13 protein-coding genes and 2 tRNA genes are annotated in these 16272 nt (G+C 35.2%); 8 read left to right on the plus strand and 7 right to left on the minus strand.

What is annotated here, in order from left to right; all coding sequences use genetic code 11:
* The first annotated feature begins 1 nt into the window (after position 1).
* From BUB90_RS22570 to BUB90_RS22595, 6 genes are all read left to right on the plus strand, one after another.
* A tRNA-Glu gene (locus tag BUB90_RS22570) sits at positions 2-73 on the plus strand.
* Between the two features lie 135 nt (positions 74-208).
* Positions 209-279 (plus strand) — tRNA-Cys (locus BUB90_RS22575).
* 365 nt (positions 280-644) lie between these two features.
* On the plus strand, positions 645-1085 hold the full coding sequence (locus BUB90_RS22580; protein ID WP_073291853.1) for a LytTR family DNA-binding domain-containing protein: 441 nt from the start codon (positions 645-647) through the stop codon (positions 1083-1085).
* Entirely contained in the window at positions 1072-1521 is a 450-nt protein-coding gene (locus BUB90_RS22585) for a hypothetical protein (RefSeq protein WP_073291855.1), read from the plus strand. Before BUB90_RS22580 ends, BUB90_RS22585 begins: the two co-directional genes overlap by 14 nt.
* 18 nt (positions 1522-1539) lie before the next feature.
* Complete coding sequence (locus BUB90_RS22590) at positions 1540-2439, plus strand: ABC transporter ATP-binding protein (RefSeq protein WP_073291857.1); 900 nt, start codon at positions 1540-1542, stop codon at positions 2437-2439.
* The gene (locus BUB90_RS22595; RefSeq protein WP_073291859.1) at positions 2439-3227 is read left to right on the plus strand and encodes an ABC transporter permease subunit; all 789 of its coding nucleotides are present in this window, start codon (positions 2439-2441) and stop codon (positions 3225-3227) included. The genes BUB90_RS22590 and BUB90_RS22595 overlap by 1 nt, the downstream gene beginning before the upstream one ends.
* 480 nt (positions 3228-3707) lie before the next feature.
* On the opposite strand, the gene BUB90_RS22600 is transcribed toward BUB90_RS22595, so the two are convergent.
* The gene (locus BUB90_RS22600; RefSeq protein ID WP_073291861.1) at positions 3708-5708 is read right to left on the minus strand and encodes a S8 family serine peptidase; all 2001 of its coding nucleotides are present in this window, start codon (positions 5706-5708) and stop codon (positions 3708-3710) included.
* Between the two features lie 277 nt (positions 5709-5985).
* Here BUB90_RS22600 and BUB90_RS22605 point away from each other — a divergent pair, with 277 nt between their 5' ends.
* Positions 5986-6507, plus strand: coding sequence for an STM3941 family protein (locus tag BUB90_RS22605; RefSeq protein ID WP_073291863.1), 522 nt, complete (start codon positions 5986-5988; stop codon positions 6505-6507).
* A 56-nt stretch (positions 6508-6563) separates the two neighbouring features.
* Here the strand turns inward: BUB90_RS22605 and clpB are convergent, their stop codons facing one another.
* Entirely contained in the window at positions 6564-9152 is a 2589-nt protein-coding gene (gene clpB, locus BUB90_RS22610; RefSeq protein WP_073291866.1) for an ATP-dependent chaperone ClpB, read from the minus strand.
* A 318-nt stretch (positions 9153-9470) separates the two neighbouring features.
* On the minus strand, positions 9471-11009 hold the full coding sequence (locus BUB90_RS22615; RefSeq protein WP_073291868.1) for a sialate O-acetylesterase: 1539 nt from the start codon (positions 11007-11009) through the stop codon (positions 9471-9473).
* 403 nt (positions 11010-11412) lie between these two features.
* On the opposite strand from BUB90_RS22615, the gene BUB90_RS22620 reads away from it, so the two are divergent.
* A complete protein-coding gene (locus tag BUB90_RS22620; RefSeq protein ID WP_073291871.1) occupies positions 11413-11943 on the plus strand; it encodes a dihydrofolate reductase family protein in 531 nt (176 codons plus the stop codon).
* A gap of 210 nt (positions 11944-12153) precedes the next feature.
* Here the strand turns inward: BUB90_RS22620 and BUB90_RS22625 are convergent, their stop codons facing one another.
* The 4 genes from BUB90_RS22625 to BUB90_RS22640 all read right to left on the minus strand — a co-directional run bounded on the left by BUB90_RS22625 (position 12154) and on the right by BUB90_RS22640 (position 16070).
* Positions 12154-13071 carry an RsiV family protein gene (locus tag BUB90_RS22625; RefSeq protein WP_073291872.1) on the minus strand — a complete coding sequence of 306 codons (918 nt, stop codon included), beginning with the start codon at positions 13069-13071 and terminating at the stop codon, positions 12154-12156.
* A gap of 12 nt (positions 13072-13083) precedes the next feature.
* On the minus strand, positions 13084-13590 hold the full coding sequence (locus tag BUB90_RS22630; RefSeq protein WP_073291874.1) for an RNA polymerase sigma factor: 507 nt from the start codon (positions 13588-13590) through the stop codon (positions 13084-13086).
* 159 nt (positions 13591-13749) lie between these two features.
* Positions 13750-15087, minus strand: coding sequence for an MATE family efflux transporter (locus BUB90_RS22635; RefSeq protein ID WP_073291877.1), 1338 nt, complete (start codon positions 15085-15087; stop codon positions 13750-13752).
* A 221-nt stretch (positions 15088-15308) separates the two neighbouring features.
* Positions 15309-16070 (minus strand): SagB/ThcOx family dehydrogenase, encoded by a 762-nt coding sequence (locus BUB90_RS22640; protein WP_073291880.1) that lies wholly within the window; start codon positions 16068-16070, stop codon positions 15309-15311.
* Positions 16071-16272 lie beyond the last annotated feature (202 nt).

A 16272-nucleotide genomic window follows, 5' to 3' on the forward strand; every position in this document is an offset into this window, starting at 1 on the left:
TGGCTCCATGGTCAAGCGGTTAAGACACCGCCCTTTCACGGCGGTAACAGGGGTTCAAATCCCCTTGGAGTCACTAGACAAAAAGAAGATTTGCATTGGGGATTTGAACCCCTGGTCAAGATTCTCTTGGAGTCACTGATTATATTAATTTAGAATTGACGAATAAAATTGGTTCTAGTATAATATAATAATAAAGTAAATTTAATATGGCGACATAGCCAAGTGGTAAGGCATGGGTCTGCAACACCCTGATCGACAGTTCAAATCTGTCTGTCGCCTCTCTTAGAGAAAGCTCTAGTTCTTGTTTTAACAAGGATTAGAGCTTTTTGTTTATTATTACTGGTGCTTTTATCACTGTACTACTACCACCAATACTGTTATTTCATTATTGTATGGCTTTTTATAGATGCCTTATTTTCATAGAGGTTTTAATTTCATAAACTCCTTCCTGTTTCAGCATAAGAAATAATTTCTCTTTTAATCAAGATATTTTATACTCAATTCAATATAGTAAGAAAGATATATTGAAAAAAATAAGTACATAAACGCATTATGTATCTTAGAAACTAGAAAATGCATCTTACTTGAATAGGGGTTGTGATTTTAGTTAATAGTGATATACTGAGTTCAGGAGGTGGGGATAAATGTTAGTACATACAGAGAAGATAGAATCTGGTGAGGACGAAGTTATTATTCGTTATAAAGTTATGACAAAACAGGTTAAAGATATAATTGAGTATATGAGTGTACAAGTACCTCCAATTTTAGGATCGATAGATAAAGAACAATATATTCTCCTTCAAAATGATATCTATTATTTTGAAAGTGTGGATAATACAGTCTTTGCGTATACTAAAAAAAATTCCTATGAAACAAAACATACGCTTAATGAATTAGAAAGTGTAGTATCTGATAGGCGTTTTTTTCGATGCAATAAGTCGGTTATAGTGAATATTAATAAGATTCAGTCCTTGAGGAGTAACGTGGGTAATAAGATAGATGCGACCCTAGATAATCAAGAACATATCATCATATCCCGAAGATATGCTAAAGATTTTAGGAGGTGCTTGAATGGAGAGAATTAAACATTATATTAAGAATGAGATGGATGTCGAATTTTTTGGATCTGTACATGGATTAGCTATAATTTTTGTATTTGGCTTTTTGGGTTGGATGAATCATGTAGACAGTGTCCCTTTCAAATTCATATTACAAATGTGGATTGTTGGTTATATAATAGCATGGTTCCAAAAAGCATTGTTTCTTGGTAATCGGGTATATAAGAAGTCTCAATATAAGATTTGCATTGTGTTATGGAATATCGGACCTATAGTAATACTTTTGTTGTCGCAGATGATATTAGGTTGGTTCAACAATACACCTATATGGGTTATGATTGTATTTGTTATAACCATGATTGTATATTTTCCAATGCTGTGGATATGTCTTAATTTATTCTATAAAGACGATACTAATGAATTGAATCAATTACTTAATGAATTCAAGCAATCTTCAAATTAATAATAGGAGGAGTATAAGATGGCTAAATGTATTGAAACTGCCAATTTAACAAAATTTTATGGAAAAGCAAGAGGTATCACAGATATTAACCTCACAGTGGAGGAAGGAGAAATATTTGGCTTCATTGGACCGAACGGTGCAGGTAAGAGTACAACAATTAGGTCATTATTAGGTCTTATTACACCAACGTCAGGAATGGCCCGTGTATTTGATATGGAGGCAAGGTCAAATCGGACTAAGATTCTTAATGACATTGGATATATGCCTTCTGAGGCAATGTTCTATAATGGAATGCGTGTCGCGGAGATTATTAAATACTCTGCCGACCTACATAAGATGGATTGTAGCAGTGAAGCAAATATACTATGTGATAGACTTAAACTTGACGTGAAGAAGAAAGTAGAAGAGCTATCACTAGGAAATCGAAAAAAGGTTTCTATTGTATGTGCGATGCAACATAATCCTAAGCTATATATATTAGATGAACCAACTAGCGGCTTAGATCCTCTCATGCAGAAAGAATTCTTTGCTTTGCTAGAGGAGAAGCATACCTCCGGTGCTACGATTTTCTTATCTTCTCATGTATTATCTGAGATTCAACATTATTGTACGAAGGCGGCAATTATACGTGAAGGCAAGATAATTGTGTGTGATACGGTAGAAGCGTTATCAAAGACTAATACAAGAAGAATCCACATAACAGGTGCTGAGAAAGTCTATCCTAACATTATAGAACAGTTAAGCAGCCCACTAGAGGATTTACAAACTAGTAATAGAGGAATAGAGTTTTTATATACTGGTGATATAAATGAATTGTTACATATTATAAGTCAATTTACAATACAGGATATACGAATAACAGAACCAGATTTGGAAGAAATATTTATGCACTATTATGTAAATGGGGAGGAGCAATAATGGTAGTTTATAGGCAAGAAATGAAACAAAATAGAAAGATATTACTTATATGGACATTATCGGTTAGTTTTATGAGTTTTATCTGTTTACTATTGTTTTCTGAGATGAAATCCATGGTTGGAGAAATGGATGAGGTGTTTGCATCGATGGGGAATTTCACCAAAGCATTTGGAATGGATCAGATGAGTATGGGAACTATAACAGGATTCTATGGAATTGAATGTGGCAATATATTAGGAATTGGTGGAGCCTTTTTAGCCTCGTTGCTGGCTATTAATATGCTTAGTAAGGAGGAGGGAAGTCGAACAGCAGAATTCCTATTAACACACCCGATCAGTCGTGTTCGTGTTATTACGGAGAAATTACTTTCTATTATTACTCAGCTTGCTATATTCAATATTGTTTTCTTCCTGTTATCTTGTATAGGAATAGCAATACTAGGTGAAAAGATTGAATGGGGGCATTTTCTACTCTATCATGTAGCAAATTATATGTTACAATTAGAAATTGCCAGCATTTGTTATGGAATCTCGGCATTTATTAGAAGGGGAAGCCTTGGTATAGGACTCGGGTTAGCTGCCATGTTCTATTTCCTTAATATTATTGCTAATATTAGTGATAAAGCAAAACTTGTAAAATACCTTACACCTTTTAGCTATACAGATGCGTCTGATATCTTATCCGTAGGTAAAATAGACGTTAATTATTTAATAATAGGTATATTCTTAACCTTAGCTGGTATTGTCATAGCATATATACAATATAATACAAAGGACATTACTGCTTAGATAAGGGAATGTATTGGGTTTGGAAATAGACGTTACTGTATAGGGAAGGAATAGACTTTGGAGAGTGGCATATCTGCTTCTTCAAGAGATATAGGGAGATAACTGCATAAGCAAAGGATTATAAATAGAAGATTATATATAAAAAATAAAGGACTGATACATAATATTCCATCATATAATAAAACCATTGATTGAATAGGAGTATGAGCAGTCCTTTTTTTGATTATAAAAAGTTAGTATAGAGTTGTTTCTATTGATAGGTGTTAATGATATATTTGTTATCTACTGTGTACTCTCTAATTCCGATACTATCAAAATTATAATAACGTCCAATTGAGGATAATAGGATGTTAACGGTAGAGGATAAGTCCTTTGCATCAAAGTAATAGACTAATTGACATGATATATAGTTTCTTCATAGCTTCACTTCAATTATTGGCAGTACCCATATATATAGTTAATTCAGCTGGTGATATGTAATTATTTCTTAACTGTTACATTACAAGAAGCGCTAATACCATTATCAGTAGTGGCAGATATCTTGCAGCTGCCTTGTTTTTTGGCAGTTACAACACCCTTGGAATTGACTTTAGCTACGGATTTATTCGAACTGGTAAACGTAATAGAACATTTTATATCGGGTACAGCCTTTAAAGTAAAGGTCTTATCTACTATTAGCGTTTTCTTAGAAGCAGATAATGTTATGCTTGTTGGGGTGCTGATGGTTACAGGAACAACTAACACTGTCTCATTGCCAAAATTATCAATGGCATAGATTGTGAAAGTGGTGGTAGTATCTATTTTGGATATAGTGGCCGTATTTCCTAATACAATTAACCTTGTACCTTTACTACCAGAGGCAAAGTAGGAGGCTGTTTGTTCTCCTTTTGCATAACATACCTTAGACAGATCATGGTCTGGATCACTTACCGTTAATACTAGATTTTTCTTGTAAGTGTTTGGTAGGTTAGTTATTTTACTATGTATAATTGGTGCATTATTATCTACTATTATTGTGCTAGAATCACGAGTCAATGCTCCATATATGTCTAGCATTCCACCGGTGGATATCTTACCGCTTAATGCAGATACGGGTTTAGCGGTTTCAAGAAGAATTTTTGATGCTTGTAACATAGTTACATCTGTGTAGTAAGAGTATATCTCTGCTAAGCCACCAGCTACCATTGGAGCACTCATTGATGTTCCTGTAAAATAATCATAGCTATTCTCTGTAATTGTACTATAGATACAAGTACCAGGAGCAGCAATATCGACACTCTTAAGACCATAATTAGAACTGGCATTTAGAGTACCTGTGGGAGTTAAATTTGCGACGGATATTATGTTATTACAATCATATGAAGCTGGATAGGTAGGGGTAATATCATTGTTTATTCCATTATAATTGCGATCACCATTACCAGAGGCAATAACGAAGACCATATTTGATTCTGATATTGTTTTCTTTAAGATTGAATCGACAGAGGAATTGGTTTTTGTAGCTTCATAACCAAGACTTAAGTTGCAAATCTGAGCGCCCATCTTTTGTGCATATTTGATACCAGCTACAATATCAACAGTCGATCCATATCCATCTTTTCCACCTAACACTTTAACTGGAAGGATTTTGATATTAGTGTTAGATGCAACTCCTGCTATACCGGTGGAATTCACACCGGCGCCGATAATACCAGCACAATGGGTTCCATGATCGTTCTCTTCACTAGAACTTTCATAGTCAGTAACATCATTATTCTTATCAACAAAATTCCAACCGTTAACATCATCTATGTAACCGTTCGCATCGTTATCAATTCTATCCCCTGGAATCTCTGCGGTATTGGTGTAGATAATCCCTTGTAAATCAGGGTGAGTAATATCAATTCCTGTATCTACAATTGCAATGGTAACAGGGCGGCCATTGGAAAACTGAGACCATGCTGGTTCAATATTAATATCAATACCAGAAGTGGCTGTAACGTTATACTTGGCATACCTTGAATACTTGAGACTAGTGGTATCAATTGGATAATCAAAGTAGGAGTTATAGGTAAAGGAACCATCATTATGTGTCCACCATTGTTTACTATAATCAGGTTCACTTGTCTGGCCAAGTAATTGATATGTATAATTAGGTTGTATAGACGCAACGTTAGGATCTGTAGAGTACTCTTCTAATTTCTCCTTTAAGGTACTGTCATCTTTAGCAGTTACAAGAAATAGATTGTCATCTATTGCCTCAACTCGAGTAGACTTATCCTTTGATAGTGTACGAAATGTTTGGTCAGCAGAAACAGAATGTTTGTAGCTAACGATAATCTCTCTGGCGTTATAATCGGAGGTATCTGGGGGAATCTTCTCCGATGTCGAGACAGATTCTAAAGCCCTAGCGCTTACACTAGGTAGGTTAGTATAAGGGACTGTATGTATCATTAGACTAAGGCAGAGTAATGCACTGATAGAAATTTTTTTGATTTTCATATGTATTGCCCTTTCTGTTATTCGTTATTTTATGTGTATTGATGGAATAATATTACATACTACTATAACTATGAAATGTGGCATTAATGTGATAAAATAATAAATTATACGAAAAATACGTATATTTGGTAATAATCAAATATAACAGACTAAATTATGTTGGTACAGATAGAGGTAATTATGAGTGAAAGTAGTTCACACTCCATTAGCTTTATCGTGTCGAGGTCTTATTATACATGGGATTAAAGCTAAAAGAATATGCATATGGAGGTAAGGGATGAAGGATTTGGTAATATTTGAAAAGAAAAAACAAGCTTATAAACTTCTTGGACAAGCAATTTTAATGACAGGTGCATCAGGAGTACTTTTGTATATGGGAATCGTTGAAGAAAATATTCTCTTTGATGTTATGGGAGGATTGGGAAGCTTTTTCTTTTTGATTTGTACAGTTGTACAGTTCATAAGAGTTATGAAGAGAAAGCCATTATTCATTATTAAAGAGAATGGGGTAGAGGATACATCCACAGCCACTTCAGTAGGGTTTGTTACTTATGATAATATTAAAGAAATTGTTATAGGTAAGATACTAGGAAAAGAATGTATCGGACTGTATCTGACAGATATCAACGCATTCTTAGAGTCCTTACCTCCAGTTAAGCAAAAAGCCATACAAAGTAATCTAGCAAACAAATTTCCGCCAATTCTGTTACGGGTTGATAGTGTCGAGGAAAAGACTGGGCGGGAAATCTATGAGGAGTTACAACAAGTATATGATTCTTATGTAGGAAATAAGCAATAAAAATTAACACCCCTGAATAGAAAGTATCCTATTCGGGGGTGTTTCATCTTGCAATACTAAGATTTTCTTCTAGCCGTTAGTGCACCATTCTCTACATCAATTACAATCGTATCTGTTTGATGAACGGCGTCGCTTAGAATTAGTTTAGCAGTAAGTGTTTCCACATGTTTTTGTAGATAACGTTTTAATGGTCTAGCACCGTATAAAGGATCGTAAGCTTCTTCTGTTATGAAGTCTATTGCAGCTTCTGTAAGTTCTAGGTGAAGTTCTTTGTCCTCAAGACGTTTGTTAAGGTCTTTGATTAAAAGGTCTATGATGTTATGGATATTGCCTTTGGTTAATGGTTTGAACATAATAATCTCATCGAGTCTGTTCAGAAACTCTGGGCGGAAATGAGCTCGTAAGTCCTCCATAACCAAGTTTACATTCTGTGGATTAATATCACCATTGTCGTCAATACCTTCTAATAGATAACTAGATCCGATATTAGAGGTTAGTATAATAATGGTATTCTTAAAATCTACAGTACGGCCTTGAGAGTCTGTTATACGTCCATCATCAAGTACTTGTAATAATACGTTGAATACATCCGGATGGGCTTTCTCAATTTCATCAAATAAGATTACGGAATAAGGCTTACGTCTAACAGCTTCTGTTAATTGGCCACCTTCGTCATACCCAACATATCCTGGAGGCGCTCCTATTAATCTTGATACAGAGTATTTCTCCATGTATTCACTCATATCGATACGAACCATATTCTGTTCATTGTCGAATAGGCCAGCAGCAAGTGCCTTGGCAAGTTCTGTTTTACCAACGCCAGTAGGACCAAGGAATAAGAAGGAACCAATTGGTTTGGTTGGGTCTTTAATACCTGCCTTAGAACGTAAGATAGCTTCAGAAACTTTGGTAACACCTTCATCTTGACCAACAACTCGTTTGTGAAGTTCATCATCGAGGTGAAGTGTCTTATTTCGTTCGCTCTCTGTTAACTTAGCAACAGGAATTCCTGTCCATCTAGAGATGATACGAGCAATTTCTTCATCAGACACATTCTCATGGATAAGAGTATGCTCCTCAGATTTCACCCTGTTTTCTTCGTCCTCTAATTGCTTCTCGAGTGCTGGTAGCTGACCATATTGAAGTTCGGCAGCACGGTTTAGATCGTAATTACGTTTAGCAACCTCAATTTCATTCTTAAGGGATTCATATTCTTCTTTTAATTTCTGAACTTTTTCTACAGAAGCTTTTTCATTATCCCAAATTGCCTTCTGACTAGCAAACTCTTCACGTAGTTCAGCTAATTCTTTTTGTAAGGTATCAAGACGTTCCATACTTAATCGATCCGTTTCTTTCTTAAGAGCAGCTTCCTCAATCTCCATTTGCATAATACGTCTTTGTACGTCATCGAGTTCAGTAGGGAGAGAATCAAGTTCGGTCTTAATAAGGGCACAAGCTTCATCAACAAGGTCGATTGCCTTATCAGGTAAGAAACGGTCTGTAATATATCGATCTGCTAAAGTGGCAGCAGATACTAATGCAGCATCGGTAATCTTAACACCATGGAATACTTCATAACGTTCTTTCAGACCCCTTAGAATAGAGATGGTATCTTCAACCGTAGGTTCATCTACCATAACAGGTTGGAAACGACGTTCAAGGGCTGCATCTTTCTCAATATACATACGATATTCATTAAGCGTAGTAGCACCGATACAGTGTAATTCACCTCTTGCAAGCATAGGTTTTAACATATTACCGGCGTCCATAGAACCTTCGGTTTTACCAGCACCTACAATAGTATGAAGTTCATCGATGAATAGAATAATCTGTCCATCACTATTCTTTACTTCTTCAAGAACTGCTTTTAGACGTTCTTCAAACTCACCACGGTACTTAGCACCAGCTACTAAAGAGCCCATATCAAGAGCAAATAATCTCTTATTCTTAAGAGCTTGTGGAACGTCTCCACGTACGATACGTTGGGCTAGCCCCTCAACGACTGCTGTTTTACCAACACCAGGTTCGCCAATGAGTACTGGATTATTCTTCGATTTACGAGATAAGATACGGATTACGTTACGAATCTCGCTATCACGACCGATTACAGGGTCTAATTTTTGTTCTTTGGCACGTTCAACAAGATCATAACCGTATTTGTTAAGCGTATCATACGTATCTTCTGGTGTATCGCTAGTAACTTTCTTATTGCCTCGTACACTGGAAAGTGCTTGAAGAAAGTTATCACGAGTGATTCCAAAGTCCTTGAATAAGTCTTTAAGGTCCTTATTTGGTTGCTTTAATAAGCTTAGGAATAGATGTTCTACAGAAACATATTCATCACCCATGGCTTTTGCTTCATTTTCAGCATAAATTAATACTTTATTTAATCCATTGCTGATATAAACTTGAATGTTGCCGCTAACCTTTGGTCTTTTCTCAAGTAGTCCTCTTACCTGTGCTTCGAAGACATCGGTATTGATATCCATCTTTTCTAGTAATTTTCTTATTAAACTATCATCAATGGTAAGAATACTATATAGAAAATGTTCTTGGTCAATTTCTTGATGTCCGTATTCATAAGCAAGTTTTTCACAGTTTTGAACTGTTTCCATTGATTTTTGAGTAAATTTATTTATATTCATTGTGATTCCTCCTTCTTCTATTAATAAAGGAAAATTAAAATCCTTGTTTGTTCTATAACTAATATAACACCTATAATTTAAAAATGCAATAGTAAATTTACAAAGTTTTTAAATTGTCTTGTTATATATTCTACACCAAATAGACATATGATTATTCAAATGAGAAGGGGTGGGAAGTTAGTATAAAGAGAGTGTGGGGAAGTTATGATATCTAGTAAAAGAAAATAAAAAAAGAAGTGCGTAGTTTTAGAGGATTACGCACTTCTTAACTATATAAAGGTAGGTATGAACTAAGTATTAAGGCTGAGTGGTAAGATATTAAGCATCTCGGTTGGTACGAAATGTTGACATTGGTATTCCATTCTTGCCATATAAGGTAACTGGTCCATAATTCGTCCAGTTATAGCGAACATATCTTGGCTCAGTTACTTCATCAGATGAAACGAAGATACGATTGCCTTCGATGGTTGCTGTTGCACTAACATATTCTTTATTCTCACCTGCAATTTCAAAACCAATAATAGAATCTCCTTTCACTAAGAAGCCATCATTGGCATGTTCAAAGCGCAATTCAATACTATTTTCACGGATAATACGATTCTTATAGATTGGTCCATATGCAGGTACTTCCATACCGTACACATGATAGAAGGCTTGGAGCGCAAGACGTCTTCCAACTTCTTCTTTCTCAAGCGGATGAATATTATTGTATTCACCAAGATCTGAAATAACGGCTATTCCAGTATTCTTAATGGTTTGGTGAGTGATCATCTGATGCTCACGAATTTGCGGCCAATTCTTCTTATCTTCCTCTTCTTGGTTGATAAACATTGGAAGTTGAACAAGAAGGAAAGGTAACGTATCATCTTTCCAGTCATTTCTCCACTGAGAAATTAAAAGGCGTAACATCTTCCCGTAGATGGTAGGTTTACAGTCATCTTGTTCTCCTTGATAGTAGATAAAACCACGTAGGGTATATGGGGATACTCGTGAAAGCATTGTTTCATATAGACCTCCTGGCCTAAAGAATGCTTTGGGACCAATTGGGCCTGGCCAACGATTCATACCAGCTATTTCTTGTACTTTAGACCAAAGAATATCTGGGTCTGTAGCATACAGTTCTTCGACTTTCTTTTGCCAAATAGCATACCAAGCATCATATTCCTCTACAGCAGAACAATATTCATCATAGCTATTAAATTGGCTATATTCTTTCTCGTACTCATCAAGATAAGTTCTTGAATCTTCATCTTTTTCTAGATATTCTTTACTTGTCCAAACAGAAGCGGAGGTACCACCCCAGTTACAACCGATGATACCTACGGTTACGTCTAAGGTTGTAGCAAGATTTTTTTCGAAGTAATAAGCAACAGCAGACCAAGTACCACAGGTTTCTGGTGTACAGAGTTCCCAAGATGTTGCTTCTTCTACCGTATAAAAATCTTCACTAAAGTAACTTTGCTGAGGAACGTTATAGAATCGAATTTTACTTGATAAGGTTGGATCAACAGATGCAACCACTTCCTTACCATTCTTACTGTCTTGAAGCTTTAATTCCATATTTGATTGGCCACCAGCTAACCAAACCTCACCAATCATAATATCGGTATATGTAATTGTTTCGATACCATCTGTAATTGTCATTACATAAGGGCCACCAGCTTGCATTGGTGGTAATTCAGCGGACCAAGTACCTTCATGAATCGTTGTCTTTGTTTTATTTGATGCCAGTTCTATGGTAATAACATTGTTAGTAGGTTCTGATTTATAAGTACCCCAGATACAAATGCTCTTATCACGTTGTAAAACCATATGATTGCTGAACACGGCAGCAGCCTTAAGATTTTGTGATGACATAGTAATACCTCCTAGTTATTTTGAATCTATTTGATTAAGTATAAATAGATTCTAGTGTAGATCAAAGAAAAAAAATACAGTCATAATTGGATATATAGTATGTAATGTGGAGATTATTATTAATAACTTGTCTTGGTCTTGATAAAGCTCAAAGGACTTTTATCACTTCCCCAGCAATTAAAAGTGAATTATTATCATTTTAAAGTTATAGAAAACGGAGGGGTATATTCCCTTCGATTTAGGTTGTAGACAAAGTTGGTTATTGGGGAAGAAGTGCATAAATTATGGTCGCTATATTTTAATACTTGTTTATGGTATTATTTAAAAATAAGAATGTGTAGTGTAGATATATTTAATTTTTCTTTCTACTCTACTAATAAAATGAGTTTGGAGGCTTTATAAGATGGAACAACGTAAATTAGTGTTGTATATTGCTTCAAGTTTAGATGGATATATTGCTACAAATGAACATAATTTGGATTGGCTATTTTCGATTGATGGAGAAGGAGATAACGGTTACTCCAAATTCTATGACACAATAGATACAATTCTGATCGGGCGAATCACTTATGATTGGATTATTGAACATGAAAATGGAAGATTCCCGTACCAAGGAAAAGAATGTTATGTTTTTTCCAAAACCAAGAAAGAGGACAATGAGCATGTAACTTTTATTGATAAAAATATTGTTCAGTTTTTACAAGACTTAAAAAATAAGAATGGTAAGAATATCTGGCTTGTTGGGGGTGGAGAATTACTCAGCACTTTTATCAAAGAAAAATTAGTAGATGAAATAATTATCAATATTGCTCCGACATTACTGGGCAAAGGTATTCCTTTATTCAAAAATAATGATTTTCAAACATCTTTGACATTAAAAAACATAAATCGTTTCAATCAGTTTGTAGAGCTATCTTACGAAGTCGTAAGATAGGAAGTATAATAGAGGTTTATCATATTCCAAATTAAGATTAACGAAAGGCATGAAATTTACTTCCCTTTAGGTTGTATAAATACTTTATTATTGCATACTTAATAATACAGACAAAACCGAAGGGTTTAGATTCCCTTCGGTTTTTGTTTACTACGCACATATAAAATATCATTTAGAGTGGATAATTGCTTAGTGCGAGGATTTGGTTATTTACTTTAAAAGACCACTAATCACTGAATTAGGAATTACAAACTCTGGATTACCCATTGATCCTGGAGCTACTTCATATTCATCAAATACAATAACTAAATCATTGCTTGAGTTAAAGTAGAAGTTTTGATCTGCTTTGATTTCTTTGAAATTCGTTTCCGTATCCTCTTGATCTAGGAAGTACACAGTTCCGTCCTCTTCGTTTGTATTGGCGCGCATCTGCTCTTTGATGTTCTCACTAATTGGAGTGATATAATCAACATCATCTTTGAAGACTGTAGATAATGTAGCCACAGAATTTGTTTTCTTATCTATGTGATAGAAACGGTAATATTGGTATCCACTAGCGGCTGTTTCGAGTACAGTGATACGAAGCGTAAACCAGTCCTCTGTATCAGTAATAACATCATAGCTTACATCAAGACCTTTATAGCCTTCGCTACCATAATAATCTTTGGCATCTGCTTTAAACTGGTCTATTAGTTGTTGTGTATAGTCTGTTACATCGCTATTAATTTGATTTGCTGCTTCCTCATTACCTGAATTTGAACCATCTGTTTCGATATTTGGTATAGAAACATGAGCTTCAGAATTCCCATCGTTGTAATCATAGTCACGGAATGTCACTACTCTTACAATTGATCCGATAACGGGGATTTTTTCCATCGCCATTGCAATGGATTCATTCGTGTTCGGAAGTGCTACAATTACTGCCATTGCTGCAGCTACCGCACCGCCAGCAAAACGTACGCGACGTGATAATGCTTTTCTTTTTTTATCTAATTTTGCTTGTTCAATCTTTTCAACCATCATTCTTCTACCTTCCTCCGGGATATGAAGGTGTTGATAATCTTCCCTTAACAACTTCATATTGTCTAATACCTCTGGTTTAATTTGCTTTTCTTCTTCTATTTTCAAAGCGGAAACCTCCTATTCTTCCATTAGAATGCGTAGTTTTTTCATGGCACGATAAAGGCGACTTTTTACGGTGTTTACATTTTCACTGGTGATAGCTGCTATTTCAGCAAGTTGCATATCTTCAAAAAATCGAAGTTTTACAATCGTCTTATCAGGCTCTTCTAGTGTTTCTAGTGCATTCTGTAGGTCAAAGTCTTCATAAGTATCCTGAACATGTGCTGTTACAAGCTCTAGTTCGGTATATGGTTTCTTGAACTTTTTAATATAATTTAGGGCTTCATTAATAATGATGCGATAAATCCAAGTACCAATATAGGATTTCTCTTTCACTTGACTACTATTTAAGATTGCTTTGTAAGCGCCTTCTTGAACAATATCCATTGCATCTGCTTCATTTTTTACATAGCTATATGCTAAGCGATAATATTTTTCGTAATTAGTGGTAAGTTCCTCTTGGATTTGATTTTGAATGTCCAGTTCGGAAGAATCTTGCCTGCATGCGTTCCATTTCTTCTTCATGACTACACCTTCTACATGTTGTTTAGTTTCTCAATTCATAGGCTAATGGAGTATCGTATGATTTCCATTCAAGCAGAATTTATAACCGGTTATTTGTTTGCTCTGAGTATTAGACAATTGGGAGGGTTAAAAAGTTTCATATTTTTAGAATTTAATTTATTATATTGATTTTAATGTTTTTCTCATAAGTATAATCGCAACGATGGCAGCAATGACCTCTGAAATCGGGAAGGATACCCAGATCCCCGTTGCTCCAAGGAATCTGGATAATAGGAAGGATAACGGAATAATAATCACGAACTGACGTAGCAAAGAGATTGTTAGTGATTGAAAACCCATTCCCAAGGCTTCGAATGCACCGGAATATATAATACCGAAAGTAGATATTAAGAATCCGAGACAGATAATACGAAGAGCAGGTACTCCAATTTCCAACATAGAAACATCGGCGTCAAACATTCCAAGAATCTGCTGTGGTATGAATAAGGATACGATAGTTCCGATAAACATAATGGCTGCAGCGAAAAGGAGACTTACACGTAACGTCTTATGAAGTCTGTCTTTTTGTTTTGCACCATAATTATATCCTACAATGGGACGCATACCTTGAACGATACCATTGGCAGGAAGGTAGATAAATGTTTGTAGTTTATAGTAAATACCTAATACAGATACATGAACTTCTGAGAATCTTACTAACATACCATTAAGAATGCTTACTAAGACAGATGGTAGTGACATCATAATACTTGATGGGACACCAACACTATATAATTGTTTGATTAATGGCTTATTAATATGCACATTACGTAAGGATACTTGTATAGGAAGCTTCTTATATGCCAATACGATAAGATATAAAATTAAACCAGCGATTTGGCCAATTACTGTTGCAATAGCAGCACCTGTTACTCCCATTGCTGGAAAACCGAATTTACCAAAGATTAAGATTGGATCAAGGATAATATTAATAATTGCACCAACAGCAAGTACGATCATAGTGATGGACATCTCGCCAAGTGATTGAAAAATCTTCTCAATACAAACTTGAATAAGGCAACCAAAAGAAAGGCAAAGTACAATATATCCGTACTCAGATCCCATTTCAACGATAGATTCATTGCTTGAGAACATACGTAAGAATGGTTTTGTTACAAGTAAACCAAAGATTACGAAAAGTATGGAATGTACGATACTTAATATGATTCCTACTGAAGCAGCCTGACTAGCACGCTTAGTATTCTTACTACCTAAATTAATTGAGATACAAGAGCTAACACCGATACCAAATCCTACTGCGATGGCAATAACTAAGTTTTGTAGTGGAAAGACAAGGGAAACTGCAGTTAATGCGTCGTTACCAAGTCTAGCAACAAATATGCTGTCAATAATGTTGTACAACGATTGAATCAGCATAGAAAACATCATAGGAATTGCCATGGATACAAGAAGCGGGAATATTGGTCGGTTCTTCATTTGTTCCTGTTTTGAATTCATTTGATTCCTCCTCTTATTGATGATGTAATTTCACAAATTACATCATGGATTTCACTAAAAAGAGCTATATACTTGTCTGTTTGTATCAGAAACAGAAAAATATATAGCCTCTAAAAAGCAATCATATTAATTTGCGACTTATGAGGACATGTTGTGATAATCGAAACCACTTCCAAGTCCGTCAGCTATGATATCATACAATAAGAGTAAATGCAAGTATTTTATTGGAGGCCGACTCCAGCACCACCAAGTAAGAACTCTACATCTTTATTATCTCCAGGGGTGGTATCGAATCCAAATAAAGTATCTGCCATTTCTTGATCATACGCACCTACCATGCAAGTACCGCATGCTATAGACTCCGCAGCAAGATATAATGTTTGACAAATACAACCAAGATCCATAAGAGCAACACGATGAGCCTTAGAAGCGTACTTCCACTCACAGCGGTATGGTAGAATACTCCAGTAGAAAGAAACGGGTGCTTCTGTTAAAAACGTTTGTCCTAGAAAGGCTTCTGATATTGTTTTCTTGAAGGAATCTGCAATAATAAGTTGTTCTAATTCATGTTCAATAGGAAGATAGTGATAAAGACCTTCCTCAAGTCCACTTACATTATTGGCATAGATATATGTCTCAAAAGGATGGATAGCACCACCAGAGGGTACATTTCTAAGAGTTGCTGTTTGATCTTTTATCACTTTCTTAACTCCTTGTGTAGCATAGAGTAAGTAAGATAGTTCTTGTAATGAGATAGTATCATAGCTATATTTTCTACAGGATTTTCTCTCTGTAAGCAATTGGTAAAAATTATTATTCTGTAGGATCTTTTCAAAGTTTTTAGGTAAATGAATTCGTTTACTACCTTCATGATATTTGGCTAAAGAAGGTTTTTTGATACCATGATTCATATCGCTATCAAAGTCCTCGTCAGCAGCGGTATATGACTTCATCATTTCCCTGAGTCGTTTAATTTCTTCCATATAGGTTCTCCTTACGTTTTAATTGAATTAACTGCATAATCCGTATATAAGGTAGTTTATTTGATACAAGAAAAAAAGACTAGTGCAAGAATAGCTATAGTAGTTTTACCTCAATTGTAAATCGAGATGCAACCTCTCTGATTTCAATTGAACTCTAATACTACTAAAAATTATATATATGCCAGGAGGTTGCATCCTGGCT

This window comes from Anaerosporobacter mobilis DSM 15930 (assembly GCF_900142955.1).
Classification (GTDB): Bacteria; Bacillota; Clostridia; order Lachnospirales; family Lachnospiraceae; genus Anaerosporobacter; species Anaerosporobacter mobilis.